This is a genomic window from Streptomyces sp. NBC_00209 (genome assembly GCF_045206345.1).
Lineage (GTDB): Bacteria > Actinomycetota > Actinomycetes > Streptomycetales > Streptomycetaceae > Streptomyces.
In genome coordinates, this window is sequence record NZ_CP108121.1 from 3,790,815 (window position 1) to 3,816,388 (window position 25,574).

Genomic DNA, 25,574 nt, shown 5'->3' on the forward strand with positions numbered 1-25,574 from the left:
ATTACGAGATACGGCGTTTTGTCGCCAGGGCAGTGCAGTGGACGGTACACCTGATGCCATGTCCTTGCCCTCACGTGTGTGCCGGACGGCCCGAGTGGTTCTCACCCTGCTGGCCGTCTCGGTGGCAGCGGCCGGATGCGGCGCCGAACAGAGCGACGACCGGCCGGGTTCGCGCGACCGGACGGCGGTGATCCGGGTGCCTGCCGACGCACCGACCATCCAGCGTGCCGTGGACGCCGCCCTGCCGGGAGACCTGGTGCTCGTCGCGCCGGGTGTCTACAAGGAGGACGTGTCACTTCGGGCACGGAACGTGGTTCTGCGCGGAGCCGACCGCGACAAGGTCGTGATCGACGGTGAGTTCAAGCGGAGCAACGGCATCACCGTCACGGGCGCGGGCTCGGTCGTGGAGAACCTGACCGTACGGAACCACCTGGCCAACGGCGTGCTGTTCACCGGAGTCACCGACGAAACCCTCCAGGGCACCGGGGCGGGCGGCGAACTCTACGACCCCCTGGACACGGCGAAGTTCCCGCCGCTGAAGGGATTCCGGGGCTCGTACATCACCGCGTACAACAACGCCCTGTACGGCATCTACGCCTTCGACGCCCGCGATGGCGTCATCGAGCACTCGTACGCCTCCGGGCAGGCCGACTCCGGGATCTACGTCGGCCAGTGCCGCCCCTGCAACACGACGGTGCGCCGCAACACCGTGGCCCACAACGCGGTGGGCATCGAGCTGACCAACGCTTCGGAGAAGCTGACGGTCGAGGACAACGAGGTGCGCCGGAATCGGGTGGGCCTCACCCTCAACTCCAACGACCTCGAAGCGCTGGGCCCGCAACGCCATGCGCTGATCCGCCGGAACGTCATCGCCGACAACAACGAGCCTTCCTCGCCGGCCCAGGCTGACGGCGGTTTCGGCATCGGCATCGGGATCGGTGGCGGCGTCGGCAACCGGATCGAGGACAACACCATCACAGGCAACCGTTCCACCGGGCTCCTGCTCCGCGACGAACAGGGGTACCCGGCCCGCGACAATGCGGTACGCGGTAATCGCGTCCACGCGAACGGAACCGATCTGGTGCTGGCGGTCGCCGCCCTCCGCGGCAACTGCTTCACCGACAACGGCAAGCCCGCGACAAGCCCCCGGAGCTGGCCGCCCAGCTGCGGCAAGGCGGACCAGGACGCACCCATCGCCCAGGGCCAGGGAACCCCGGTGACCCCGCCCCCGGGCGTGTCCTTCCGCTCCGTCCCGGCCCCGCCGCCCCAGCCCCAGCGCCCCGGCCACCCCGAGGACCGGCCCTCGGCCGCGGCCGAGCTGCCGTAGCGGCCCTCCAGAGGAAGACCATCTCCCAGATTTCTCCCAACGGTGGGCGCCGCGCCCAGGACCTGCATCCGAGTCGTGCCTGGAAGACGCATTGTGGGAGCGACGGCACTTTGAACAGCGAGCGGACGTCAGCTCAGGCGTCTCCGCGTCCACCAGACGCACAGGGCTCCGAGCCCGATGGCGAGGGCGAGATAGACCCCGGCCTCGATCCATTGCAGGGCCCAGAAGTTGTCGGCGGGCTGGTACGTGATGCGCTGCTGGTAGCCGGCCTTGGTCAGGGCGCTGACGCACTCCTTGATCGATTCGCAGTCCTCGTAGCCGGGCGGCATGCCGTGTGCGGGATGGCCGGTGCCGTCGAGGGTCTGTTCGGCGGTGACCCAGACGTCCGACGTGCCGAACTCGACCTGCGAGACGGAGTCGAGCCCGTAGTTGCCCAGGCGGCCGGGGGTGAACGGGACCGTGACGGTGGTGGTGGGGGCCAAGTGCTCACGGACCCACATCGGCATGACGAGTTGGACCACGGTGTACGTCGTCAGGGTGGCGGCCATGGCCGGCAGGGTGCGGCGGATGACGACGCCGAGGGTGGCGCCCAGGACGAAGGCGAACGCGGCGTAGCCGAGTGGGGCGATGCCCCGGATGAGGAAGGCCGCGGGGTCGATGCGCGGGACGAAGCTGTCGCCGTTGTCCGAACCGCCCGTGGCCACGGCCTGGTCGATGGGGCCGGCCCACCAGGACACGGCGAGGCTGAGCAGACCCGCTGCGGTCATGGCGACGAGGCCGGCGAGGACGAGCCTGGTCAGCAGCCAGCGGGTACGGGTGACGCCCTGGTTCCAGGCGAGCCGGTGGGTGCCCGTCTCCAGCTCGCGCGCGACGAGCGGGGCGCCCCAGAACATGCCGAGGAGGGCGGGGAGGACGAGGACGGCCACTCCGCCGGCGAAGTACAGAGCGGTGTCGGTGCCGGTGAGCTGCTGGATCAGGCCGCGGCCTGCGGTGGTGTGCAGGTCGGCCAGCCGAGGTCCGGTGGCGGCGAGGATGAGCGCCAGAACGGCCAGTACTGCGAGGGTCAGAGTCGCCTGCGTACGGAGCTGGCGCCAGGTCAGCCAGATCATCGGAGGGGCTCCAGAGCAGTGGTCGGGCGGGAATCGGAGGTGGTGCGGCGGCCCATGTAGGCGAGAACGACGTCTTCGAGGGGGAGTGGGCCGACGGCCCATGCGGGGTCGTGCGGTGCGCGGTCGGGGACGTCGGTGCGTACGACGAGGGTCGTCCGCCCGTCCGCACGGCTGGTGGAGACGACGTGGCTGCCCGTGGGTGGGACGGCCCGGCTGTCGTCCGTTGCCGTGAGCCGCTGGTGGCAGGCCACCAGCCCGTCGATGTCGCCGGCGACCTGGACGCGGGAGTCGACCAGGACGATGACGTGGTCGCAGACCCGCTCGACATCGGAGACCAGATGGGAAGAGAGAACGACGCTCGTTTCCTGTTCTGCGACGGCATCGGTCAGGTCTTCCAGGAACTCACGGCGGGCCAGCGGGTCCAGCGCGGCGACCGGCTCGTCGAGGATCAGCAGCTCGGGGCGCTTGGCGAGGCCGAGCGTGAGGGCGAGCTGGGCGCGCTGGCCACCTGACAGGCGCCCGGCGCGCTGGCCGGGGTCGAGTCCGAGGCGGTGGATCCGTGTTTCGGCGAGGGCCGCGTCCCAGCCCGGGTTGAGGCGGGCGCCGAGCCCGAGGTGCTCGGCGACGGTCAGGCCGGCGTAGGTGGGGGTGTCCTGGGCGACGAAGCCGACCTTGGAGAGTTGTGCGGGGCCGCCGGCAGGGCGGCCGCCGCACACCGCGATCGCGCCAGTGGTCGGGGTGAGCATGCCGGAGGCCAGATTCAGCAGGGTTGATTTTCCTGCCCCGTTGGAGCCGACCAGGCCGACGATCCGGCCCGCCGGCACGTCGAGGGTGCAGTCCGACAGGGCCCAGCGGTGTCGGTATTTCTTGCCCAGAGATCGGGCTTGCAGTACGGCGTCCATGGGGATGGCGTCCTCTTCGGCAGGGAGTTCCGGCCTGTGCGGCCGACCTGCTGCACGCTATGAGCGGGAGGCGGCCGCGCGCGTCCGGCGAACGAACCCTTCCGGTCCTGCGTCGGGAGGAACCGGCATCGGGGTCCTCCATGAGATGTGGACGAGGGAAGTACGACGTCGTCCGGAGACCGCCGGTGAGGACGATGAGGGGTGAGAAGAGGGAGGCGACAATGGGGCGGTGAAGATCGCATCGGCCGCAGAAGCACGCCACCGGCTGCAGGTCGGATTCGTGTCGCTGGCCCGCCCCAGTGGCCCCCTGCCCCGGCCGACCCGGCGCAACCTGGCCTTCGACGTGCTCCTGGCGCTGACTGCGGTCGTCATCGGGGTCAATGACGCCCTCAGCGTGGGGACGGGCACGACGTACGTCCTCGTCGACGGCGTACGGGAGGCCCGCCCGGAAGGGGCGAGCACCTGGTTCGGCGCGGTCGGCCCGATGCTGCTCGCGACACTGCCGCTGGCGCTGCGCCGCCGGTACCCGCTGGCCCTGCTGTGGGTCGTCATGGGGGCGTCGCTGCTGGCCCCGGACAGCCTGGCGCGGTCTGTCTTCTACGTCTTCGTGATCGCCACGTACAGCGCGGTCGCCTACAGCCCGTACAGGATTCTGGCCGTGGCGAGCGTTCCCCCGGCGTTGTTCGTGATCAGCGTTCCGCAGGGCAACCCGGACCTGCCGACGGTCCCGACCGAGTATGTTCCGGCCCTCATCCTGGTGCCTCTGGCCGTGGCCGCGTACGGCATGCGGACGTGGCGGCTGCGCGCCGACGAACGGCAGGAGCGGATGGCGGAGTTGGAACGGCGGCGGGCCGAGGAACTGCGCCGGGCCGCCGAGCATGAGCGCTCCCGTATCGCACGTGAACTGCACGACGTCGTCACGCACAACGTCAGCATGATGGTCATCCAGGCCGGCGGCGCCCGCAAGATGCTGGACATCGACCCCGGCGACACCCGTGAGGCACTGCTCGCCATCGAAGCGGGCGGGCGCGCGGCGATGGCGGAGCTGCGGCATGCGATGGGGCTGCTCACCATGAACACCGAGGACGCAGCCGACCGCGGCATCGCCGCGAGCCGCGCGCCGCAGCCCGGCCTCGACCAACTGCCCGCCCTGGTCGGGCGGGTGCAGGACACCGGCGTGAGTGTCGAGTACACAGTGGTCGGCGAGCCGCGCGACGTTGCCCCCGGCGTCGGCCTGACCGCCTACCGCATTGTCCAGGAAGCCCTGACCAACACGGTCAAACACGCGGCCGGCGGGAAGGCGACCGCCCTCCTCACCTACGACGACGACCAGCTCCGCGTCGAGATCACCGACACCGGGGGAACCCCGAGCGCATCCGCTGCGACCGGCAACGGACACGGCCTCATCGGCCTGCGCGAACGCCTCACCGTCTACGGCGGAACCCTGGAAACAGGCCCGAGTCCCGACGGCGGCTTCCGCGTCGCCGCCCTGATCCCCCTGGAGACAGCCCCGTGACCGACCACCCGCTGCGCGTCGTGGTCGCCGACGACCAGGCGCTCGTGCGTACCGGCTTCCGCATGATCCTCAAAGCCGACGGCATCGAAGTGACCGCCGAGGCGGGCAACGGGATCGAGGCCGTCGAAGCGGTCCGCCGCACCCGCCCCGACGTGGTCCTGATGGACATCCGCATGCCGGAGCTCGACGGCCTGGAAGCCACCCGCCGCATCGTCACCGGTGCCCCCGACGACCCGCGCGTCATCATCCTGACCACCTTCGACCTCGACGAGTACGTCTACGAGGCCCTGGCCGCCGGCGCCAGCGGCTTCCTCCTCAAGGACGTCACCCCGGAACTCGTCACCGCCGCCGTGCGCATGGTCCGCGCCGGCGACGCCCTCCTCGCCCCGACGATCACCCGCCGCCTCGTCGAGCGCTACGCCCGACCCGCCGCCCCCGAGCGAACCGTCCTCCACCGGGACCTCGACGCCCTCACCCCACGCGAACTCGACGTGCTCCGCCTGATCGCACAGGGCCTCAGCAACAGCGAACTCGCCACTCGCCTCCACCTGTCGGAGACGACGGTGAAGACGCACGTCTCCCGCATCCTCGGCAAGCTCCAGCTCCGCGACCGCGTGCAGGCCGTGGTCATGGCGTACGAGACGGGCCTCGTCGGCCCGACTGATGGCTACGCTGCTGGTCAGGCGGGACGTGGCGAAGAGTGATCTGACAGGACGGGCGCGGTTGCGCGAAGCGGCGCTCGGGCTGTTCGCCGAGCGCGGCTTCGAGGCCACGTCGACACGGGCGGTGGCAGCAGCGGCAGGGTTCTCGCCCGCACTGGCGACCCGGCACTTCGGATCGAAGGAAGGGCTGCGCGCGGCAGTCGACGAGTACGTCCTCGACCGATTCGGGTCCGAGTTCCAACGGATCGACACCGAGGATCTTGGTGAGGCTGGCAGCGTCGAAGACGGTGTCCAGGCGCATCGGAGCATCCGGCTCGTCGGGACCGAGGACGCCTGCCGTGCCCGACCAACCGCCCCAGCCGGCCGGCGAATCGCAGGATCGGTGCCGGGCGGTGCGGCGTCCGATTCGCGGACGTACACGTGGGTGAGATGCAGGAAGGGCCTGACCCTCAGAGAGGATCAGGCCCTTGACCTGGTGTTTCAGCTGTCGGGGTGGCGGGATTTGAACCCACGACCTCTTCGTCCCGAACGAAGCGCGCTGCCAAGCTGCGCTACACCCCGATCGCCGCCGGTCTCCCGGCGACATCGACAACTCTAGCCCACCGGCGCCCGGAGACGAAATCCGGTTTATGTCGTGATCGGCGGGCGCGGGCCGGTCAGGCGTCCCGGGATGTCAGGGTGAGCAGGGTCGCCTCCGGGGGGCAGGCCACGCGGACCGGGGCGTAGCGGCTCGTACCGCAGCCCGCCGAGACGTGGAGGTAGGAGCGGTTGCCGCCGGTGTGGTGGGTGGAGAGGCCCTTCACGCGGTCCGTGTCCAGGTCGCAGTTGGTGACCAGGGCGCCGTAGAAGGGGATGCACACCTGCCCGCCGTGGGTGTGACCGGCGAGGATCAGGGGGTAACCGTCCGTCGTGAACGCGTCCAGGGAGCGCAGGTACGGGGCGTGGACCACGCCGATCGAGAGGTCGGCGCCCGTCTCCGGGCCACCGGACACCTCGGCGTAGCGGTCGCGCTTGATGTGCGGGTCGTCCAGGCCGGTGAAGGCGAGCTCCAGGCCGTCCAGCTTCAGGCGGCCGCGCGTGTTGGACAGGTTGAGCCAGCCCGCCTCGTCGAAGGCGTCGCGCATCGGCTCCCACGGGTTGTGGACGACGCCGGTCGCCGGGCCGTTGCCGTTGAGGCCGTGCTTGCCCGACGCCTTCTCGAAGAGATAGCGGACCGGGTTGCGCAGCTTGGGGCCGTAGTAGTCGTTGGAGCCGAACACGTACACGCCCGGGAGCTCCATCAGCGGGCCGAGCGCGTCCAGCAGCTCCGGCACGGCCTCGGGGTCGGAGAGGTTGTCGCCGGTGTTCACCACGAAGTCGGGGCGCAGACCGGCCAGGGACTGGAGCCAGGCGCGCTTCTTGCGCTGTCCGCCGACCATGTGCACGTCGGAGATCTGGAGGACGCGCAGCGGGCGTGCCCCACTCGGAAGCACCGGGACCGTGACCCTGCGCAGGCGGAACGAGCGGACCTCGAAGCCTGCCGCGTAGGCGAGACCGGCGGCGCCGGCCGCGGCGGTGACCGCCGTGATTTTCAGGGGTACTCCGTAGCGTGCGCGCATGCGCCCATCGTCGCAGACGTCGTGTGCCCGCAGGAAAACAGGCGGGCGCCGGGCGCCCCGCACCTGCCACAATCACCTCATGACCACGCTCAAGTCCAAGCTCAAGGAAGACCTCACCACGGCCATGAAGGCGCGTGACGAGCTGACCTCGTCCACGCTCCGGCTGACCCTCACCGCGATCACGAAGGAAGAGGTCGGCGGCAAGACCGCCCGCGAGCTCTCCGACGACGAGGTGCAGAAGGTGATCGCCAAGGAGGCCAAGAAGCGCCGTGAGGCCGCCGATGCCTTCGCCAAGGGCGGCCGGACCGAGCAGGCCGAGCGGGAGAAGAAGGAGGGCGCGATCCTCGATGCGTACCTCCCGCAGCAGCTGAGCGACGAGGAGCTGACCGCGATCGTGGCCTCCGCCGTCGAAGAGGCTAAGGCCGCCGGGGCCGAGGGGCCCCGCGCGATGGGCGCCGTCATGAAGATCGTCAACCCGAAGGTCGCGGGGCGCGCCGAGGGCGGCCGGGTGGCCGCCACGGTCAAGAAGCTCCTCGCGGGCTGAGCGAAGCCGGGGCCGGCCGTATACGTATGAGGGCGGGGCGCCCCGGATGATCCGGAACGCCCCGCCCTCGTATGCGTAACGGCTGATCAGGGGCCGTTCGTGCCGCCGTCGTTCTGGCCGCGGCCGTGGCCGTTGTTCCCGCCGAGGACGTCCGGCGGGATGCTGATGCCGGGGAACGGGTTGTTGTCGCCGCCGGGCTTGTTGTCGCCCGGCTTCTTCTTGTCCCCGCCCTTGTTCTTGTCCTTGTCCTCCTTCTCCTTCGCCCGCGGTACGTCGACCGGGTTGAAGGAAGGGGTCTCGGACGAGCTCAGGGCGCCGGTCATCGCCGTCCGCCAGATCGGACCGGGAAGGCAGCCACCGCAGACCTTGTCGTAGTACTGGCCGCCGATGACGATGTCGGTCATCTCGTCCTGGCGGGCGCCGTCGCTGCCGACCCATACCGCAGTGGACAGGTTCGGCGTGTAGCCGACGAACCAGGCGTTCTTGCGCCCGTCGGTCGTACCGGTCTTGCCCGCGTTGTCACGGTCGCTGAGGCCGGCCTGCGTGCCGGTGCCGTCCTCGACCACGCCCTTGAGCATCTGATTGACGGTGTCGGCCGTGTGCTCGCTCATCGCGCGGTTGCACTGCGACTTCGGTACGTCGATCGGCTTGCCGTCCGGCTTGGTGACCGAGAGGAGCGCGACCGGGGTGCAGTACGTGCCGCGGTTGGCGAAGGTCGCGTACACCGACGCCATGGCAAGCGGGGTCGACTCCTGCCCGCCCAGCGTGGTGTTGGCGACCTGCCACAGCGGCTTGTTGTCGCCGCGTTCGTAGCCGACCTTCTTCGCCATCGCGAGCGTCTCGCAGAGGCCGGTCTTCTGTTCCAGTTTCGCGAAGTAGGTGTTGATCGACCTGCCCAGCGCGCTGGTCATGTCGAACATGCCCTTCTCCGACTCCGTCTCGTTCTGCACATCCCACGGCTTGTCGTCCGTGGGGGCGCCCTCACAGGTGCGGAAGGCGTCGGCGGGCAGGCTGATCTTGCGCGGGGTGTCGAAGCTCTGCGCCGGGCTGATGCCCTTCTCCAGTGCCGCCGCCGCGGTGATCGGCTTGAACGTCGACCCGACCTGGAAGCCGACGTAGCTGCCGCCCATCGCGTGGTCGACGGAGAGGTTCAGCACGGTCTGGTGCTTGGAGGGGTCGAGACCGTACGGCCGGGACTGGGCCATCGCCAGGATCCGGCCGGTGCCGGGCTGGACCTGGACGACCGCGTCGGCGACCTTGTCGTCCTTGTTGACCCGGGAGACGGCGGCCTCGTTGGACGCGGCCTGCGACCTCGGGTCCAGGGTCGTCTTGATGGTCAGACCGCCGGTCGCCCAGAGCTTGGCGCGGTCCTTCTCGGTCTTGCCGAAGGCCGGGTCGTTCTTGACGATCTTCGAGACGTAGTCGCAGAAGAACCCGGCACCGCTCACGGCGGTGATGCAGCCGTTCCGCGGCCGCTTGACCTTCAGCTTGATCGGGGTGTTCTTGGCCTTGTCCGCATCTTGCTGCGAGACCTTGCCGATGTCCGCCATCCGCTGGAGCACGGTGTTGCGGCGCTTGGTCGCTTCCTCCGTGTCGTTGATGGGGTCGTAGCGGCTGGGCGACTGCACGATCCCGGCGAGCAGCGCCGCCTCCTCCAGCTTCAGGTCCTTGGCCGACTTGGAGAAGTAGCGCTGGGAAGCCGCCTCGACGCCGTATGCCTGCTGCCCGAAGAAGGTGATGTTGAGGTAGTTCTCCAGGATCTTCCGCTTGCCGAGCTCTTCCTCGACCTGGATCGCGTACTTCAGCTCCTGGACCTTGCGGCCCAGCGTCTGCTGGGTGGCCTCGGCGACCTTGGCCGGGTCGTCGCCGGCCTCCTCCACGAAGACGTTCTTCACGTACTGCTGGGTGAGGGTCGACGCGCCTTCCGCCGTACCGCCCGTCTGAACGTTTCGGTTCAGCGCGCGCAGGATGCCCTTGAGGTCGACCGCGCCGTGCTCGTAGAACCGGGCGTCCTCGATCGCGATGATCGCGTTCTGCATGTACGGGGAGATGCTCGTGAGCGGCACCACCGTGCGGTCGCGCGAGTAGACCGTGGCGATCAGGCCGCCCTTGTTGTCGAGGATCTTGGTGCGCTGGCTCAGCGGCGGGGTCTTCAGGTTCGCCGGGATCTCATCGAACCCGTCGACCGTCCCCTTGGCCGCGAGGCCCAGTGCTCCGGCCGCCGGCAGCGCGATGCCCGCCAGGACGACTCCGGAGAGTGCGGCGACACCGAGGAACTTGGCGGCCTGCTGGGTCGTGGTGAGACCCCCGCCCGAGCGCTTCTTTGGCATGGGGGCAGCCTAATCCGTAGATATGAGCGTTCCGTAGGACCGGGGGTCTCTCGGAGCGTTCGCGTACCGGACCGTGACATTCGGAACCGGCGTGGATGCCGCGCTGCGGCTGCTGGACCTGGTGGCATGGTGACGCGAGGCGGCTACGTTCCCATTCGCCGGACACACGGATATGCCTTGGCCTAAGCTGCTCTCAACTGTCACAGCAGTCCGGTTCCGTATCAACCCCCGTGCACGATCCGGCCACATGCCCGGCGCTCCCGAATTCGCCCCGTGTGTCACCGAACGTCCGATGCGGTTCTGGCAGACTGTCCCGATTCTGACGGGATAGTCCCGCATGTCCTCACCTCACTCCCCTGGGTGATCTGCCGTATACGCATAGTCCGTTCGGGCCATTCAAGATTGGGCCCGAAGGGGGTGTTGTGCTGTCGCCACCTTCCGTAACGTCCTCAACTGGCAGCGGTGAATATGCCGCTGCCGCCGTGGGGGAGCCTCGATTCGGGAGAGGACGGCGCCGGGATGGGCTGGGTAACCGACTGGAGTGCGCAGGCAGCCTGCCGCACTACTGATCCGGATGAACTGTTCGTACAAGGGGCAGCGCAGAACAGGGCCAAGGCGGTGTGCACCGGATGCCCGGTGCGGACCGAGTGCCTGGCCGACGCGCTGGACAACCGCGTCGAATTCGGCGTGTGGGGTGGGATGACCGAGCGGGAGCGCCGCGCGCTGCTGCGCAGACGGCCGACGGTGACGTCCTGGCGCCGGCTGCTGGAGACCGCCCGCAGTGAGTACGAGCGCGCCTCGGGCATCCTGCCCGTGGCGATCGGGCTGGATGGCAGCGAGGAGCTGCACGAGACGTTCGCCGCCGTCGGCTAGTCCCCGGCGTTCCGTACGTTGTACGGCTTACGTAGGACGAGGGGCTAGGCAGCTCCGGCCGGTGCGGCACCGGTCGCGAGGCGGTCCCCGATGGCTCGCAGGCCCGAGAGGTCATGGACGTCTCCGGGCAACGCGGCCACGGCGGTCACGGCCACCTCGGGGTGCAGCGTGGTGAAGCGGTCGCGTGTGTTCTGTTCGCGCGCGACCACCTGCATCCGCTCGGCATGCAGACGGAGCAGGCCCGCGGTCAGTTCTTCGGTGGTGATGGCCGCCGTGCTGCCGGGCCGGGGTTCGGAGTCCGTGGTGGGTGCGTGCCCGGCCGCGGGGGAGTCGGCGGGCTCACGAAGTCCAGCCTTCCCGGCCGCCTGATCCACAATGCCGTCGATTTCAAGATTTTCTGCTTCAAGTTTCTCCGCGCCGGCGAGCGCCTGCTCGGCGGAGAGCCGCGCCGCGTCGCTGCCGTGGACCCGATTGAGCACCAGCCCCGCGAGCGGCATGTCCTCCGCGGCCAGGCGCTCCACGAAGTACGCCGCCTCGCGCAGGGCGTCCCGCTCCGGAGTCGCGACGACGAGAAACGCCGTACCGGGTGCCTGAAGGAGTTTGTACGTGGCGTCCGCCCGGGTACGGAAGCCGCCGAACATGGTGTCCATCGCGGCGACGAACGTCTGTACGTCACGCAGGAACTGGCCGCCCAGCAGCTTGCCCAGCGTCCCGGTCATCATCGACATGCCCACGTTGAGAAACTTCATCCCCGCGCGGCCGCCCATCTTCGCGGGCGCCATCAGCAGCTTGATGAACTTCCCGTCCAGGAACGAGCCCAAACGCTTCGGGGCGTCCAGGAAGTCCAGCGCGGACCGCGACGGCGGCGTGTCCACGACGATCAGGTCCCACTCGTCCCGCGCCCGGAGCTGCCCCAGCTTCTCCATCGCCATGTACTCCTGCGTGCCCGCGAAACCGGCCGACAGGGACTGGTAGAAGGGGTTCTCCAGGATCGCGCGGGCCCGCTCGCCGTCCGCGTGCGCCTCCACGATCTCGTCGAAGGTCCGCTTCATGTCGAGCATCATGGCGTGCAGCTCGCCGGAGCCCTCGATGCCCTTCACCCGGCGCGGGACGTTGTCCAGCGAGTCGATGCCCATGGACTGGGCGAGCCTGCGGGCCGGGTCGATGGTGAGGACGACGACCTTGCGGCCGCGCTCCGCCGCCCGCACCCCGAGCGCCGCGGCGGTGGTCGTCTTGCCGACACCGCCGGAACCGCAGCAGACGATGATCCGGATGCCCGGATCATCGATCAGGGCGTCGGTGTCCAGTGCCGGTACGGGAGCCGCCGCGTCGCCCCCGGCACCGCTCCCCGTCCCCGCCTTCGTGCGCGCTGTCATGAACCCGCCCCTCGTCCGGCTCCCGCTCGGCCCGCGCCCTGTTCGCGGAGCGCGGCCGCCAGGTGGTCGAGCCCGGCCCGGTCCACCCCCTCACCGATCAGCGGCAGCTCGTACCCCGGCAGACCGAGGCCGGCCAGCACACTGCGCTGCTCGCGCTCCAGCTCGACCCGCTGGGTGTGCTCGGCGGCCTGCTCGACCAGCGGGCGCACGAGCCCCGCCGCGCCGGTCACGCCCGCCCGCGTCAGCGTCTTGGCGATCTCCTTGCGCCGTCCGCCCACCGTGGCGCGCAGCGCGTCCCCGTCCAGCAGCTGCGGGCGCACCATGTTCACGATGACCCGGCCCACCGGCAGTTCGGCGGTGCGCAGTTCCGCGATGCCGTCCGCGGTCTCCTGGACCGGCATCTCCTCCAGCAGTGTCACCAGGTGCACCGCGGTCTCCGGGGACTTCAGCACCCGCATCACGGCCTGCGCCTGATTGTGTATCGGGCCGATCCGGGCGAGCCCGGCCACCTCGTCGTTCACGTTGAGGAAGCGGGTGATGCGGCCGGTCGGCGGGGCGTCCATGATCACGTAGTCGTAGACGAACCGGTTCTGCCGGTCCTTGCGGCGGACCGCCTCGCACGCCTTGCCCGTCAGCAGGACGTCCCGCACCCCGGGCGCGATGGTGGTGGCGAAGTCGATCGCGCCGAGCTTCTTGAGCGCCCGGCCCGCGCTGCCGAGCTTGTAGAACATCTGGAGGTAGTCGAGGAGCGCCAGCTCCGCGTCGATGGCGAGCGCGTAGACCTCGCCGCCGCCCGGGGCGACGGCGATCCTGCGCTCCTCGTAGGGGAGGGAGTCCGCCTCGAAGAGCTGGGCGATGCCCTGCCTGCCCTCGACCTCCACGAGGAGGGTGCGCCTGCCCTCGGTCGCGAGGGCGAGCGCGAGGGCGGCGGCGACCGTGGTCTTACCGGTACCGCCCTTGCCGCTGACGACCTGGAACCTGCTCACGTATTCGAGCCTAACCAGTCGCACCGCAGGCTACGCACGAGGCTGCGCGTGCCCGGGATCGCGCAGGCATTACAGTCGGGCCATGACCAAGTGGGAATACGCGAAAGTTACACCACATGACGTGGCATAGCTAGGATGGCCTCTGACCTGCGGTTATGGCCACGCGAAGACCCCGCCCATGCGCCACGGGGGCAGCACACGGACGGGGCCGAAACACCCGCTCCTACCGCACCGCGCCGACGCGATCACGGGAGGGACGGGAACCTAGCGGGCAGCCCCGAGGATGTACCCGAGGACGGCCCACAGCGAGAGACCGGCGAGACGCCAGGCATACCGGTTCACCATCGGATGCGCTCCGCATTCCCGCCGACGCACGTAGGGCACGGGCGCTTGTACGTCCACCCGCACAGCGAGCACCCAGCGAACCCACAGCAGCCGTCGCACCAAATGGCGCGGTGTCCGGCGCACGTGCCGCAGTAGGACGGGACCGGGGCGGGGGGCGGGGCGACCGGTACCGGGTCCGGGATATGTCGCTTCCGCCGTGGCTTGATGCGGGGCCGCTCCGGGGCCGTCGTCACCTAGTTGTACTGACCTGTGAGGTTGGGGACGCGGCTGGCGGGTGGTTGGCCGTTGAGCGCGGTGTGTCCGCGGTGGTGATTGTAGGTGTGCAGCCATCGCGGGTAGGCGTCGCGTCGTTCGGTCTCGGTCCGGTAGGGCTGGGCGTAGGCCCATTCGTCCAGCAGAGTGCGGTTGAAGCGTTCGACCTTGCCGTTGGTCTGGGGCCGGTAGGGGCGGGTGCGCTTGTGTGAGATCCCTTGTCCGGCCAGGGTGTTGCGCCACAGGTGGCTCTTGTAGCAGGAGCCGTTGTCGGTGAGCACGCGCTCGACGCTGATCCCGGCCTGGGTGAAGTAGGCGTGGGCCCGCTGCCAGAAACCGACGGCGGTCTCCTTCTTCTCGTCGGTGAGGATCTCGCTGTAGGCGAGACGGGAGTGGTCGTCGACGGCGTTGTGGAGGTAGCCGTAGCCGGCGCCGGAGCGGGTCTTGCGGCCGGCCCGGCGCCCCAGGGTCTTGTGGCCGCCGCCGTCGGGGATGTTGCCGAGCTTCTTGATGTCGACGTGCACCAGCTCGCCGGGGCGGTCGCGTTCGTAGCGGCGGATCGCCCGGCCGGTGGCCCGGTCCAGATGCGTGAGCCGGGCCAGGCCGTAGCGGGTCAGCACGCGGTGGACGGTGGCCGGGTTCAGGCCCAGGAGGTAGGCGATGCGGGCGGGTCCCCATCGCCGCAGGACGCGCACCTTGATGATCCGCCGCTCGGTGCGGGGCGGCGTGCGGTGCGGGCTGCGACGGGGCTGGGAGGAGCGGTCGGTCATGCCGGCCTCGCCGAGTTCACGGTAGCGGCCGGCCCACCGCTGAGCCGTGGTGGGCGAGACTTGGAAGCGCTCGGCGGCCCGCCGAAGCGGCCAGCCGTCGTCCACGACGCAGCGGGCCAGACGCAGCCGTCCGGTCTCAGTCAGGGGTGCATTACGGTGGGGCACGAGGGCCTTTCTGGTCGGTGTAGACGTCGCAATCCACACCGAACCCGGAAGGCCCTCACTCGTTCAAGATCACTCCACCGTGAACCCTGTCACCAACCTCCGTGGACAGAACACCTAGTGCCCCTCGGGGTGCCGCCCCATGAGGACGTTCGCGTCTGTGACGGTCGTCCAGTCGCCACCCGTTCGGGCACGATCCCGGACGTTGGCCAGCTCCCGGCAACCGGCGCAACCGTCCACGGGCGTCGGCTCTAGCTCGCCGGAGCGGTCGGGCAGTACAACCGGTGCACTCGGATACGTTCTCGGCTCGCTCATGCCGACCCCTTTGCGTCGTCCGTATGACGACCAAGCTAGGGAGACCGGTCCCTCAACTCCTAGCCAGTTCTACGTTGTTGCACGCGACTTCCTACCGCACAGCGTCGAGTGCAGCCGCTACGAGCGCGCGGGCGTCCGGGCCGTAGGCGGCCAGCTCCTGGAGGTCCGCCCATGCCTTGACGTACATCCCCACTTCACCCGGTGCGGTGAGCGTCACTTGCGCTGTCAGCAGTTCCACATGCACGCGCTGGTCATCGAAGATGTCGAACGTTTCCAGCGTCCACATGCTCCGCTCACGCGCGGCGAACGGGATGATCCCCAAGGAGACAGCGGGTAGCGACATGATCGAGAGAAGGTGCCCCAACTGGCCCACCATTGCTGCCGAGTTGCCTACCTGATAGCGCAACACCGACTCCTCGACCAGCAGCGCGAACCGGTGTGTCCCCTCGTGGAGCACGCGGGCGCGGGCCATGCGGGCGTCTACCGCTTCCTCGGTGTCGTTGGGGGTGCCGTGAAACCGGCTGATGGACGAGAGCAGAGCGGCGGCGTAGGCGGGCGTCTGGAAGAGTCCCGGCACGACGTGCGAGGCGTAGGCCCGGTGCAGCTTGGTGCGCTCGTACAGCGGGATGCGAGCCTCTTGCAGGCGGCGCAGGCCGGTGCGCTGTAGTCGCTTCCACTCCAGATACATGGAGTCCGCCGTACGCGATGCGGCCACTATGTCGGCCGCCTGATCATCCACCCCGCAGGCGGCGCACCACGTGCGGATGTCAGCGTCAGACGGGGGCGTACGGGCGCTCTCGATGCGAGAAGTCTTGGACTTGTGCCAGCCGCAGCGAGAGGCCAGCTCATGCCCCTTCAAACCCGCGTCTAGGCGCGCTTCACGGAGTCGTGCCGCAACAGCCTTGCGGGCGCTCTCAACGCTGGATGACTGGTACTGGGGCATGAGCTAGAGCGGCTAGACCGTGAACCTCTCGTGCGGGGTGGCGCGCTGCCACACGGCCTCGAACGCCTCGCTGAACTTCTTGATCACTGCCGGGTCATCGCACATCTCGTTGCAGTCCAGCGCGCCGTTTCCGGTGAAGTGCCCGAACCTGATCAGCCGGTCATCAAAGATCCACAGATCAGCGCCCGGCAGGAGGAGCGTTGCGGCGTCCCTGCGCGGCAGCCACCGCACCTGTTCCCCCGCTTCCTGGTTGAGGTGCGATGCCTCGTGCTCGAACCGGATGTAGTCGGTAACCGGCTCGGACACGACGCGGGCCCGCCGCATCTCCACCCCCCGCCCGACTGCTTCCCGCACCGTTTCCATCCATGGGCGGAAGTCCTCGGCAAAGGCCGGAGTGATCCCGCCCGCCCGCTTCCACTCGGCGAAGCGGCCCCCGTCGTCGTACCCCTCGTACGTGTCCCGCATTTCGAGGTGTACGGCGGAGCGCTGACAGTCCCCGATCAGCTCACTGAACGGCGGAACGCTGCTCGGCCTCATCACACGCCTTCCTGATCAGATGCACCATGCTCGCCGGGACGCGGATCACCGCCTCAGAGTCGGGGATGTGCCCGACCGTCAGGCACTCCGCTTCCGTCTCCTCGTCGGCCTTCCACCCCTGGAACACCATGTCAGCCGATTTCTCGTCCACCCACACCGTGGGGCAGTTGTCGCCGTTGGTGTTCGGGTCCTTGCCGAAGAACTTTAGAGCCATGACCTTGACCCCTGCCTACTCGGTTGCGTCTTGTTGCATGAGCGTCACCCTGTCGAGTGGCCAGCGTCAAGGCCGCCTGCATCTGCGGAACTTGATCCCTCCATATCTGTCTACCCGCCAGTAATGTGACGCTCAGTCAGAAACGTAGGAAACCCCGACGTCGAACCGCAGCGGGGCCGGTGGTCGGGGTCACCTAGGAACGTTCCTAGGTGCTCAGCGTGCGGCGCAGTGCCTAAGAATCGCAGGGACGGAAAACCCTTGGTATAGCTGGACTACCCCCACCCTCGACCCCCACACGCCGGCCAGATACCCGGCCTTTCTTTCGAAGGCGTCCCGGAGACGCAAGAAACCCCCGACGCCCGAACCCACAGCGGGGCCGGTCATCGGGGGTCACATAGGAACGTTCCTAGGTGGTCGGGGCGTCACGGCCGCCCGTACGCGTTGAATAGCTCGGTAAGTAGCGGCGGCCATTCCTCGGAACTGTAGAGGCCATCAGACAGCAGCTTGCCGAACAGCGCGTGATCTGATTCAACCTCCCGCCCGAGGGCCGCACCGCCAGCGGCGAAAGCCTCATAAGAGCGCTGCCACAAATCGCACCGGCGCGCACAGAATGGCCTGCGTCCGCTGTTATCGGAACGGCGGTGTGTTGGTCGGTCGCAGCCAACACGACGACAAATGCGCTCAGGCATCCGTGTACTCCTCGCACTCGTCACAGCGGGGCGCACGGTGATCCGGGTAATTCAGGTCAATGGCGAATCGGCGCACGCTCAACAGGCGGCCGCACTCTCGGCATCGCTTCCGCGCGCTGTGGTCTAGGTCTATCTGGACGTACTGCATTACGGGTTCCCTTGGGCGTTTAGCCGGTCGGTGCAACGGTCGGACCAGCGGAGCGCGGGCAGATCAAATACAGGGTTAACCTCGGGGTGCCAGATGGCGCGGACATCCGGGAAATTAGGCGATCGGCAGATGTCACGCCAAGCGAAACCGAGGGAACGAAACCATTCGGTAATCGCCCTCTCGCGGTTCAGCTCGGCCATCATTACCCCGTGATCCGGTCCGCTGAAAAACGTTGGGGAAAGCTCCCGATCCGTGATCCAGTCGGCGGCATCCTCGCTGTAGAGCTTCGCTCCGTCCGGGTGCTCCCACAGCACATCGCGAACAACAGCGGGAGTAGGCGCGCTAAGCGTCAGGAGACGGCTCACACGGACGCGCAATGGGGCGGCAGCGACGTAACGGCGACGGCTCATTAGCGGTTCCCCCAACGGGCGTTGGCGGCCTTACGTGCCGAAGCGCTCCGAGCTAGAGCCGCTGCGGCCTCAAGGTCCACGACCTCGGCACCCTCGGCGCTGATACTCGCGATTTCGGCGGCCGTCTCACGGGGGAGATTGAGCGACTTCAGCAGCGCCATAAACGTCTTGCGGTGCTTATCAGCCTGCTCTAGAGCGGGGTTAATCTGCGGACCATAGCGGCCTTGGACAATCGCACCGTGTTGGGCAATGGCCGATTCCATCAGGTCGAGTTCATCGAGAATGCGGGCGGCCTGATCAACGATGCGGGCATGATCCGGGTCAAGGTCGAAAGCCTCCGTAATCTCGTCACGGAATGCAGCCGACCGGCTAGTTTCGGGCATGGCACCTCCTTACGGTGCGTATTGGTTTGCTGGACCTGAGAGCTATGCGGGCACGCATCCGGGAAGGTGCTATACGCATGCGATCCGGAAAGGTGCTGTTAAGGGGGCATGGCCCACCCCCTCGGCCTTCCCTTGTCAACTCTCCGTGACATCCGCTCTGTCACGCACTGTGAAATGCTCGGGCGAAATCACAGCGGGAATGATGCGATCACCAAGGATCGGGCGCGGCTTCCCTGTCCCGCCCTAGGTGGGTTATTGGCCGGGGGCTAGCTGCTCTCGCTGTGGCGGATTCAGCCTGCGTCTTTTGGGTGTGGTGCCAGCGGCACAACAGTTGGAGATTGTCTAGGCCGTGGTCGTCGCCAGGGGTGATGTGGTCCACGTCCGTGCCGGTCGCATTGCAGCGCTGGCCGGTGTCGAATAGCACCCCCTGGCAAACACCCCCCGCCCGTCGAATCACGCGCGCCCGTAGACGCTCCCAGTTGGCCGGTAGGCGGTCGCGCCGGTTGCTTGTTGCCCATGCCATAGGGGCGGCTCCTTTCGGCGGACAGCGGGGCCGGTGGCGTGCCGACCCCGCAAGACGTCAGATGATCATTCGGCTACTGACAATGCCCGTGGGCGAGAAATGGTTCTCCTGTGGCCCCTTTCGATCTTCGGCTAGCTCCTCGGCTACGTCGGCGATCTCGCCTAGCGGCAGCGTAAGAAAGTCACCGGAGAACAGCGAGTCAGTCTCGTTGACCTGCTGACGAAGAACGTCTAGGGAGGCCGTCAGACCAGCCTGAGCCCAACCTGTACCGCGCATCGGTAGGTACTCGTAAGACTCCTCCGGGATTGCGTCAAGGAAGTTCACCGTAAGGTCATGCAGCGTCCCGTAACGGCGTCGCGTCTCACCAATCGCACCGGCAACAGCGCTGAATGCCTCGGCTGCTACAGCTCGCTTTTCCTTGAAGTCAGCGATCACGGAATCGCGGTACTCGGTGAGGAACTTTCGATCCTTCCAGAGCGCGTTATACGCCGAGCGTGCCTTGCGTAGATCCGCCACCGACTCGGTCAGCACGAGAGAACAGCTCTCTAGGGCCGTCTCAGCGTCCAGAATCGCAGCGGCCACACTCGGTGCCTTCTTACCAGCCCGCAGCGCCTCGGCACCCTTTCGCACGGCAGCAACGCGGACGCTTTCGGCCTCGGCCTCCAGGTCGTTCCAGCGGTCGGCAAGCGACTCGCAATCCTCATACGCCGCGATCACCTTTTCCCAACGGTCACCAGCAACAGCAGGGGAAAGATCGCAATGCATCGGGCCGGACGCGAGATCAATAACGCTGTCGGTCAGAATGTCGTCAGGACGCTTTGCGCGGTTGACCTTTCCAGCCAGTTCAGCGATATCACGCTTAGCGGCGGCGGAGGCGTCTAGGGCCATGCGTACGTTTCCGGGGGCGAGTTCAATCATTTCATTTTCCTCTCGGTGAATATCAATGGTGGGGCAATGCGGGCTGCTAGCGCCGGTACTAATCTCCCAGGTCGATGGAGAATTGGTTACCGATACGGTCGGCTAGCTCCGCACCCTTTCGCGCAATCTCGGCGGCCTCGGCAGCGCTCTGCACATCGGTTTCTTGCTGCCTCGCGCGACCGCCCGATGGCACGGAAGCGGTGATCAGCGGGTGGCCCTCCACTGTTACGCCCGGCTCTCGATCAACTAAGCCGTTAGCGGGTGCGCGCTCGAAGGCTCGGCCCTGGCTTTGCTGACTAAGGGATGCGTAATCCCACGCGGTCGCCATGGTTGTTCCTTCCGGGGACACAAAAAGGCCCCCTTACTCACCGGGTCTCTGTCACAGACCACAGCGGGCAAGGGGGCCCATCGGGGAGGAGTGCGCCGACTATGCGCGCGTGGCTCAACTCGCCGAAGAATAAGGGGGATTGCGGGTGACAGCCGCAGGGTGGGGGTGGATCACATAGGAACGTTCCTAGGTGCTCGACGCGTGAACCGGCCAGAAGGAAGAGAGAAAGACTGACCGGCCACGCGACGAACCTAGAGGCACTCCGAGAACGGCTACCACCCCGTTCACTCTCCAGTGAGTGAGTTTGTTAAGGGTGAGAGTGAAGAAACCCGGATAATACCTCGGGGCCCGTCATTCCGTTACCTAACCGGTACCGGCCGGCTCGGGGTCAATGGAGAATTCGCGAATTCGCGGAGACATCTACAGCGGAGAGGGGGCGGCGCAACGCAACAACACTTCAAACAGTTGCCCCGCAGACATTCCAAATGCCATGGGTACTGTCTGAGTTAGATGTCTTCAATTCCTATGTACAGTCTGTTGCTCTGTTGCTTTACCCAGGTCAGAGGGGGTATGGACGTGCAACACATAGCGTGCACACGCAACACACCCCCTCCGCGCTGTCCTTACTCAGCTCGGAACAGCTCCGGGGAATCCGACCAATCCGCCTGCGCTGCAATACGGATGCCGGTAAACCCGCGCTTCCCCGCGCTGTTGTACGTGCCCATGGTGCGGCAACGTTCCTTGAGTGCGGCCGTCAGGGAACGCTTAGTGCGGTACGCGTCCATGCCCTCATCCTCGGCCCACGCTGTGTAGGCGTTCCATAGGTCAGCGCCCGTAACGCGCCCCTGTGGGTCCTCCACGAGGATGCCGGGGAAGAACCCTGCCAAGGTGTCCGACTCTTCCTTGTACGCCTCCACGGCCGCCTTCACGCTGTCCGGGTCGTGCAACCCGTCGGCGTACCAATCGGCGCTGCCACGGACCAGCCACGCGAGAATGCCGGGCATCTCGGCGCGTAGCGTCTCCTCTAGGTTCAGGTCCTTATTGGCACCTTGGAAACTCTGGAGAAAAGGAATCAGCTTTACGCGTCGCCATGTGCCGTTGTCCTGCTCCTTAACGACCGGCTTGTAATTGCTGGCCAGCAGGATCAACGCTTGCGGCTTGAACGCGTACGGCTTGCGATACTTGGGATTAACCGTGATCTCTTCCCCGCCGGTCGCATTCTTGATAGCAGCACTGTCGAGAACGGCGGATCGGTTCGTCTCGCTGGCCAGCGCTAGGCGAGTGCCAACGAGCATTTCGGCATCCGGCCCGCCGCGCGTCTTCCCGCTGGTGGTGAACATGTCGAAAGGCACCGTGGTGGCGTGCGCGCCGAGTAGATCCCGCAGCGTGGTTAGCAGGGTGGACTTTCCATTTGAGCCGGACCCGTAGAGAACAGCGAAACACTGTTCCCGCGTGCTGCCGGTGATCCCGTAGCCCAACAGTCGCTGGACGTAGCCGGGCAACTCCGGGTCATGGGCGAACACTTCGGCGAGGAACTGTTCCCACCGAGGGGCCTTAGCATCCGGGTCATAGGCCACGCCGACAGCCTTTGTGATCCGCTGTTCCGGCGCACCCTCGGAAAGCTCCCCGGTGCGTAGGTCGATGACCCCATTAGGCGCAGCGAGTAGCCACGGGTCGGCGTCCCACTCTCCGCTGTAGCGCACATCGGATAGTCCCTTGAGCATTTCCACGACGTTGTCTCGGCGCTGCTTGCTCCCGAGATACTGCGAACGCCGCTGGTCCTTTTCGGTCCGGCGGAGATCGCGCAGCATGGTTTGGACGGTTGACGTTACGTCGTCGCCCTCGGCGTCCGTGTGCCAGTGGTGGGCATCCTCGGGGAACGAGTGCCAGCCGCGCGCCCGGTTGAATGTCAGAGCACCATTGAACCGGTCATTGAGTGCATGTATAGCTAGATCGTCGTCGGCCATGCTGCCGATTTCCTCGGCGGTGCCGGTGCCGTTCGCTGTCTGCTGTAGTAGAGCTAGCAGCGCATCGGTGTTGACGTTCGTTAGGTCGATTCCCATTACAGCTCCACCCCAGCAGCACCCATTACGGCCGCGATTCCGTCGATCTCTTTCTTAAGATTCTTCTTCACGTGCTTTTCGCGCGCCGTCCATGGGTCCATGCGGTCGTGTTCGGCGAGCAGTCGCAGGTACCGCTTACGGGCAACCCAGAGTTGCGCCATGACGCGCTCTAGGTCCCAATCCACATCGGCGGTCGGGTCGCACAATTCGTATCCGGGGTTTCCGTGCGCGTCGCTGGGCTTGAGCCGTCCGCGCTGGATTGTCTGTGGCAGGCAGTGCGGTGCGCGGTGCCCGAGCGACGTTCCGTGTGTGTGCTCGCAGCCACAGAAGGGGCAGGCGATGACGCGGCTTTGTCCGGCCAATGTGCCGTTGCCGTAGTGGACATCGATTAGGAATGCTTGTGTCTTGGGTGTGTACGTATCAAGGTTCATTTCGGGGCCTCTCTCGGGTGGCACCTAGGAACGTTCCTAGGTGAGTCAGCGGGTGGCGGTGCCGTACGTCGTGCGCCGGTAGTAGTCGCGGTCACGGCATGAGCGGCTGCACCATCGGGGGCGCTGTCCCTTGCCGCAGTAGGGCTTAAGGGGCTGTCCGCATTCGCACTTGGCGCGCATGGGCGGAACTCCTCTCCGATGCATCGGAATTGGGGCCAAAGAAAAAGCACCCTCACGGCGGAAGGTGCCTACGGTTGAGAGAGGGTGTTGGTTAAGTGTCACTCTTAGTAATTGTTTGGCTACAGCTTTCCTGTGTGCCTCTCTGGCGGTGCGTCAGGGCTTGCCTGGCACCCGAGGGCGGCGAGAGGGGGAGCGGCCCGCAGGTGGCCGCCTGTGGCTTCCTGGGGGTAAACGAAAGGACCCGCCCGGATCTCCCCGGACGGGTCCTGTTCCTGAACTGTGTTGCCTATGCGGCTGCTTCCTGCTGTCGCGCTGCGGGCTTGGCCCATGTGATAGTCACGCGGGGCTCTACTACCGGCTCGGCCTTGTTCCCTCGGCTCTTTTCGTCGTCGCGCGCCTTGCGGATCTCCACCCGCTGAACGAACAGCTTGACCAAGTCGCGCCGGTCGTTCAGTGAGGCTTTCGCCCACCACGTACCGGGGCCGATCGGGTCGCCAGTTGCGTCGGAGTCTTGCTCAAGCCACGACGCGATGGGCAGTACGGGAACGTCGGTTTCTCCGAGTTCGGCCATGCGGGCATCGCATCCGGCTAGCCGCTCCTGCTGCTGCCTTACGTCACGCTGCCAGCGGGCCCGTCCGACCTCGTCGCCCCGGTACAAGTCGGCGTCGTCGTAAAGCTGCCCCAGGGCCCGCGCGGCATCAGCCCGTTCCTGCACCACTGTGCGCCGCTCCTGTGCCGTCTCCGGGCTCTCGTTAGCCTCTCCGTACCGCTGTGCCGCAGCCGCCAACACGTCGCCGGTCTCGGGGTCATCTTCGCCCGCAGTGATCAGCGCGAATACTCGGCGGGCAACGAGATCGTCTACACCAACGCGCGTGATGTATGAGCCGCCCTCGTGCTCGCCGGGCTTGCGCTTGGTGCCGGACGGCCGAGAGCAGAAGTACGAACCACCAACAGGGCGGGGTGAGTTGTTGGCGCTCTTGGGTCGGCCACACTCGCAGTACAGGACTTCCATGGACGTCAGTAGCGCCGTGGTCCGGTTCTCGAACTTGCGCTTGGGGCGGCTGTCTAGCCACTCCTGCAACTCGAACCAGTCGCCAGGCTCGATGATCGGTTTCCATGGCTGCATCGGGGTGCCGTCCTCGGCGCGCAGGATGCGATGCCCGACTACCCGCAGCTTGGCCGGGTCGGTCTTCTGCGGCTCATAGATGGGCTCGGTTGCGAAGCCTGCCAACTGCGGGTGCCGCAGCATTCCGGCGAGAGTCTTGATATGCCACGCACCCCCCTTGGTCTTCTTCCCCCGCGCGCTGCCTTGCGTGGGTACGTCGTCGGCGTTGAGCTGCGTAACGATGCTGCCCAGCGAACCGGGAACGGTCTTCCCCGTGGGCTTGGCAGCGGTGGCGCGCGACTTGTGCTTACGGATGTTCCACCACACCCGCTGGATGATCTTCGCTTGGTCGGCGTCGGTGTCCAGTACCTGAATGGCAATGGGCTTTCCGTCGGCGTTGTGGCGCGTCACCTGGCGCAGCTTCCGGCCGAACGGTGCCTTCCCGCCGACATACCCACCGAGGGCCCGCGCCTGCTTCACCGCATCGCGTACGGCAACGCTCTTGTTCTTGCTTTCCTGGTATGACCCATCCAGCCGGAAAATCAGGTGGATAAGGTCCATGATGTTGCCCTGCCGGAACACACCCTCGGTGGTGCTGATGATCGTCACGCCGAGCCCGAGGAGTTCGTTCACGATGCCGAGTGCATCGGTCGGTTCGAGCCGAGAAAGGCGGCTGATGTTGTAGACGATGATCACGTTGATACGGCCCATGCGGCAGTCACGCAGTAGGCGTTCAAACTCGGGGCGTTCCTTCCCGCTGAACGCGCTTATGCCCACGTCCTCATAGTGGCCGCACCACTTAGCCGCGCGATCCTGCCGAGCCGCTTCGGTGGCAAACAGTTCGAACCGCGCATGGTTGGCCCCGCGCTGGGATGCCGGGCTTGCCTCGCTGCCATTGAGTCGGCCGTAGGACTGTCGGCCGTAGGCTGCTACGTGGAGATCCATACCTATTACCACCTGCGGAGTGATCATGACGGCATCATGCCATCGTAAATGGGAATACGCGACCGTGCCCCTTCTCGTGCACGCGACCAAGCAGATTCTGGACACCTGGGGCGAGGACGGCTGGGAGCTGGTCCAGGTCGTTCCCGGCCCGAACAACCCCGAGCAGCTCGTGGCCTACCTGAAGCGGGAGAAGCAGTAGTGGCGGGCACCGTCGAGGCGAAGCTCGCCGAGCTCGGACTGCCGCTGCCGGCCGTCGTACCGCCGCTGGCCTCGTACCAGCCGGCCGTGCAGTCCGGGGTGTACGTGTACACGTCCGGTCAGCTGCCCATGGTCGACGGCAAGCTGGCCGTGACCGGCAAGGTCGGCGCCGAGGTCACGGCCGACGAGGCCAAGGAGCTCGCGAAGACCTGCGCGCTGAACGCCCTCGCCGCCGTGAAGTCGGTCGCGGGCGACCTGGACCGGATCGCCCGGGTCGTGAAGGTGGTCGGCTTCGTCGCCTCGGCCACCGACTTCACCGGCCAGCCCGGTGTGATCAACGGTGCGAGCGAGCTGCTGGGCGAGGTCCTCGGGGACAAGGGTGTGCACGCCCGCAGCGCCGTGGGCGTCGCCGTGCTGCCGCTGGACGCGCCGGTCGAGGTCGAGATCCAGGTCGAGCTGACCGGAGCCTGATCCGTACCGTCTCCGCCCCTG

At 67.1% G+C, this 25,574-nt stretch carries 23 protein-coding genes, 1 tRNA gene and 2 pseudogenes; 8 read left to right on the forward strand and 18 right to left on the reverse strand.

All coding sequences use genetic code 11. The annotated features are described in order from the left end of the window. Positions 1 to 94 precede the first annotated feature (94 nt). Positions 95 to 1,327, forward strand: a complete 1,233-nt coding sequence (locus OG867_RS17175) for a nitrous oxide reductase family maturation protein NosD (protein ID WP_406286364.1) — start codon at positions 95 to 97, stop codon at positions 1,325 to 1,327. 128 nt (positions 1,328 to 1,455) lie between these two features. On the opposite strand, the gene OG867_RS17180 is transcribed toward OG867_RS17175, so the two are convergent. Both OG867_RS17180 and OG867_RS17185 read right to left on the reverse strand, forming a co-directional pair. Continuing rightward, entirely contained in the window at positions 1,456 to 2,436 is a 981-nt protein-coding gene (locus tag OG867_RS17180; protein ID WP_406286367.1) for a transporter, read from the reverse strand. Next, a complete protein-coding gene (locus tag OG867_RS17185) occupies positions 2,433 to 3,338 on the reverse strand; it encodes an ABC transporter ATP-binding protein (RefSeq protein ID WP_406286369.1) in 906 nt (301 codons plus the stop codon). The genes OG867_RS17180 and OG867_RS17185 overlap by 4 nt, the downstream gene beginning before the upstream one ends. Positions 3,339 to 3,567: 229 nt before the next feature. Between OG867_RS17185 and OG867_RS17190 the strand changes: the two genes are divergently transcribed. From OG867_RS17190 to OG867_RS17200, 3 genes and pseudogenes are all read left to right on the forward strand, one after another. Next, a complete protein-coding gene (locus tag OG867_RS17190; RefSeq protein ID WP_406286371.1) occupies positions 3,568 to 4,854 on the forward strand; it encodes a sensor histidine kinase in 1,287 nt (428 codons plus the stop codon). Continuing rightward, positions 4,851 to 5,558: a response regulator gene (locus tag OG867_RS17195; protein WP_406286373.1), complete on the forward strand. Its 708-nt coding sequence runs from the start codon at positions 4,851 to 4,853 to the stop codon at positions 5,556 to 5,558. The genes OG867_RS17190 and OG867_RS17195 overlap by 4 nt, the downstream gene beginning before the upstream one ends. After that, a pseudogene (locus OG867_RS17200) lies at positions 5,518 to 5,706 on the forward strand (helix-turn-helix domain-containing protein); the annotation flags it as partial. The gene OG867_RS17195 and the pseudogene OG867_RS17200, both read left to right, overlap by 41 nt. Positions 5,707 to 6,003: 297 nt before the next feature. Here OG867_RS17200 and OG867_RS17205 read toward each other — a convergent pair. Both OG867_RS17205 and OG867_RS17210 read right to left on the reverse strand, forming a co-directional pair. After that, positions 6,004 to 6,077, reverse strand: a tRNA-Pro gene (locus OG867_RS17205). Positions 6,078 to 6,172: 95 nt separating this feature from the next. Then, entirely contained in the window at positions 6,173 to 7,114 is a 942-nt protein-coding gene (locus tag OG867_RS17210; RefSeq protein ID WP_406286376.1) for a metallophosphoesterase, read from the reverse strand. A gap of 79 nt (positions 7,115 to 7,193) precedes the next feature. Between OG867_RS17210 and OG867_RS17215 the strand changes: the two genes are divergently transcribed. Beyond that, positions 7,194 to 7,658 (forward strand): GatB/YqeY domain-containing protein, encoded by a 465-nt coding sequence (locus OG867_RS17215; protein WP_161210836.1) that lies wholly within the window; start codon positions 7,194 to 7,196, stop codon positions 7,656 to 7,658. 86 nt (positions 7,659 to 7,744) lie between these two features. Here OG867_RS17215 and OG867_RS17220 read toward each other — a convergent pair whose 3' ends face one another. Beyond that, on the reverse strand, positions 7,745 to 9,988 hold the full coding sequence (locus OG867_RS17220; RefSeq protein WP_406286378.1) for a transglycosylase domain-containing protein: 2,244 nt from the start codon (positions 9,986 to 9,988) through the stop codon (positions 7,745 to 7,747). A 519-nt stretch (positions 9,989 to 10,507) separates the two neighbouring features. On the opposite strand from OG867_RS17220, the gene OG867_RS17225 reads away from it, so the two are divergent. After that, positions 10,508 to 10,861: a WhiB family transcriptional regulator gene (locus tag OG867_RS17225; RefSeq protein ID WP_328904381.1), complete on the forward strand. Its 354-nt coding sequence runs from the start codon at positions 10,508 to 10,510 to the stop codon at positions 10,859 to 10,861. A 44-nt stretch (positions 10,862 to 10,905) separates the two neighbouring features. Here the strand turns inward: OG867_RS17225 and OG867_RS17230 are convergent, their stop codons facing one another. From OG867_RS17230 to OG867_RS17290, 13 genes and pseudogenes are all read right to left on the reverse strand, one after another. Then, positions 10,906 to 12,237 carry an ArsA-related P-loop ATPase gene (locus OG867_RS17230; protein ID WP_406286380.1) on the reverse strand — a complete coding sequence of 444 codons (1,332 nt, stop codon included), beginning with the start codon at positions 12,235 to 12,237 and terminating at the stop codon, positions 10,906 to 10,908. Then, positions 12,234 to 13,223, reverse strand: a complete 990-nt coding sequence (locus OG867_RS17235) for an ArsA family ATPase (RefSeq protein WP_406286382.1) — start codon at positions 13,221 to 13,223, stop codon at positions 12,234 to 12,236. The genes OG867_RS17230 and OG867_RS17235 overlap by 4 nt, the downstream gene beginning before the upstream one ends. A gap of 578 nt (positions 13,224 to 13,801) precedes the next feature. Then, on the reverse strand, positions 13,802 to 14,755 hold the full coding sequence (locus tag OG867_RS17240; protein ID WP_406286384.1) for an IS481 family transposase: 954 nt from the start codon (positions 14,753 to 14,755) through the stop codon (positions 13,802 to 13,804). 403 nt (positions 14,756 to 15,158) lie between these two features. Then, complete coding sequence (locus OG867_RS17245) at positions 15,159 to 15,755, reverse strand: DUF5753 domain-containing protein (RefSeq protein WP_406291005.1); 597 nt, start codon at positions 15,753 to 15,755, stop codon at positions 15,159 to 15,161. 51 nt (positions 15,756 to 15,806) lie between these two features. Further along, positions 15,807 to 16,010 (reverse strand): annotated as a pseudogene (locus tag OG867_RS17250) (helix-turn-helix domain-containing protein); the annotation flags it as partial. Positions 16,011 to 16,022: 12 nt separating this feature from the next. After that, positions 16,023 to 16,547, reverse strand: a complete 525-nt coding sequence (locus OG867_RS17255; RefSeq protein ID WP_406286386.1) for a DUF6879 family protein — start codon at positions 16,545 to 16,547, stop codon at positions 16,023 to 16,025. Further along, the gene (locus OG867_RS17260) at positions 16,516 to 16,761 is read right to left on the reverse strand and encodes a hypothetical protein (protein ID WP_406286388.1); all 246 of its coding nucleotides are present in this window, start codon (positions 16,759 to 16,761) and stop codon (positions 16,516 to 16,518) included. Before OG867_RS17260 ends, OG867_RS17255 begins: the two co-directional genes overlap by 32 nt. Positions 16,762 to 18,007: 1,246 nt before the next feature. After that, the gene (locus OG867_RS17265; RefSeq protein WP_406286390.1) at positions 18,008 to 18,391 is read right to left on the reverse strand and encodes a hypothetical protein; all 384 of its coding nucleotides are present in this window, start codon (positions 18,389 to 18,391) and stop codon (positions 18,008 to 18,010) included. Positions 18,392 to 18,971: 580 nt separating this feature from the next. Beyond that, positions 18,972 to 19,832, reverse strand: coding sequence for a hypothetical protein (locus tag OG867_RS17270; protein ID WP_406286392.1), 861 nt, complete (start codon positions 19,830 to 19,832; stop codon positions 18,972 to 18,974). Between the two features lie 58 nt (positions 19,833 to 19,890). Beyond that, the gene (locus OG867_RS17275; protein WP_406286395.1) at positions 19,891 to 20,160 is read right to left on the reverse strand and encodes a hypothetical protein; all 270 of its coding nucleotides are present in this window, start codon (positions 20,158 to 20,160) and stop codon (positions 19,891 to 19,893) included. Positions 20,161 to 20,783: 623 nt separating this feature from the next. Continuing rightward, on the reverse strand, positions 20,784 to 22,223 hold the full coding sequence (locus tag OG867_RS17280) for a phage/plasmid primase, P4 family (RefSeq protein WP_406286397.1): 1,440 nt from the start codon (positions 22,221 to 22,223) through the stop codon (positions 20,784 to 20,786). Next, the gene (locus tag OG867_RS17285; RefSeq protein WP_406286399.1) at positions 22,223 to 22,654 is read right to left on the reverse strand and encodes a hypothetical protein; all 432 of its coding nucleotides are present in this window, start codon (positions 22,652 to 22,654) and stop codon (positions 22,223 to 22,225) included. The genes OG867_RS17280 and OG867_RS17285 overlap by 1 nt, the downstream gene beginning before the upstream one ends. Before the next feature lie 466 nt (positions 22,655 to 23,120). Beyond that, complete coding sequence (locus OG867_RS17290) at positions 23,121 to 24,911, reverse strand: recombinase family protein (protein ID WP_406286402.1); 1,791 nt, start codon at positions 24,909 to 24,911, stop codon at positions 23,121 to 23,123. On the opposite strand from OG867_RS17290, the gene OG867_RS17295 reads away from it, so the two are divergent. After that, on the forward strand, positions 24,910 to 25,083 hold the full coding sequence (locus OG867_RS17295) for a DUF4177 domain-containing protein (RefSeq protein WP_406286404.1): 174 nt from the start codon (positions 24,910 to 24,912) through the stop codon (positions 25,081 to 25,083). The genes OG867_RS17290 and OG867_RS17295 overlap by 2 nt on opposite strands. Next, positions 25,083 to 25,553, forward strand: a complete 471-nt coding sequence (locus OG867_RS17300; RefSeq protein ID WP_328900940.1) for a RidA family protein — start codon at positions 25,083 to 25,085, stop codon at positions 25,551 to 25,553. The genes OG867_RS17295 and OG867_RS17300 overlap by 1 nt, the downstream gene beginning before the upstream one ends. Positions 25,554 to 25,574: the final 21 nt, after the last annotated feature.

Excerpts from the sequence above, each read along its gene's own strand:
- OG867_RS17180 (WP_406286367.1), bottom strand. The coding sequence starts at position 2,436 with ATGATCTGGCTGACCTGGCGCCAGCTCCGTACGCAGGCGACTCTGACC.
- OG867_RS17185 (WP_406286369.1), bottom strand. The coding sequence starts at position 3,338 with ATGGACGCCGTACTGCAAGCCCGATCTCTGGGCAAGAAATACCGACAC.
- OG867_RS17210 (WP_406286376.1), bottom strand. The coding sequence starts at position 7,114 with ATGCGCGCACGCTACGGAGTACCCCTGAAAATCACGGCGGTCACCGCC.
- OG867_RS17215 (WP_161210836.1), top strand. The coding sequence starts at position 7,194 with ATGACCACGCTCAAGTCCAAGCTCAAGGAAGACCTCACCACGGCCATG.
- OG867_RS17220 (WP_406286378.1), bottom strand. The coding sequence starts at position 9,988 with ATGCCAAAGAAGCGCTCGGGCGGGGGTCTCACCACGACCCAGCAGGCC.
- OG867_RS17225 (WP_328904381.1), top strand. The coding sequence starts at position 10,508 with ATGGGCTGGGTAACCGACTGGAGTGCGCAGGCAGCCTGCCGCACTACT.
- OG867_RS17230 (WP_406286380.1), bottom strand. The coding sequence starts at position 12,237 with ATGACAGCGCGCACGAAGGCGGGGACGGGGAGCGGTGCCGGGGGCGAC.
- OG867_RS17245 (WP_406291005.1), bottom strand. The coding sequence starts at position 15,755 with ATGTATCTGGAGTGGAAGCGACTACAGCGCACCGGCCTGCGCCGCCTG.
- OG867_RS17255 (WP_406286386.1), bottom strand. The coding sequence starts at position 16,547 with ATGAGGCCGAGCAGCGTTCCGCCGTTCAGTGAGCTGATCGGGGACTGT.
- OG867_RS17260 (WP_406286388.1), bottom strand. The coding sequence starts at position 16,761 with ATGGCTCTAAAGTTCTTCGGCAAGGACCCGAACACCAACGGCGACAAC.
- OG867_RS17265 (WP_406286390.1), bottom strand. The coding sequence starts at position 18,391 with ATGCCCGAAACTAGCCGGTCGGCTGCATTCCGTGACGAGATTACGGAG.
- OG867_RS17270 (WP_406286392.1), bottom strand. The coding sequence starts at position 19,832 with ATGATTGAACTCGCCCCCGGAAACGTACGCATGGCCCTAGACGCCTCC.
- OG867_RS17275 (WP_406286395.1), bottom strand. The coding sequence starts at position 20,160 with ATGGCGACCGCGTGGGATTACGCATCCCTTAGTCAGCAAAGCCAGGGC.
- OG867_RS17280 (WP_406286397.1), bottom strand. The coding sequence starts at position 22,223 with ATGGGAATCGACCTAACGAACGTCAACACCGATGCGCTGCTAGCTCTA.
- OG867_RS17285 (WP_406286399.1), bottom strand. The coding sequence starts at position 22,654 with ATGAACCTTGATACGTACACACCCAAGACACAAGCATTCCTAATCGAT.
- OG867_RS17295 (WP_406286404.1), top strand. The coding sequence starts at position 24,910 with ATGACGGCATCATGCCATCGTAAATGGGAATACGCGACCGTGCCCCTT.
- OG867_RS17290 (WP_406286402.1), bottom strand. The coding sequence starts at position 24,911 with ATGATCACTCCGCAGGTGGTAATAGGTATGGATCTCCACGTAGCAGCC.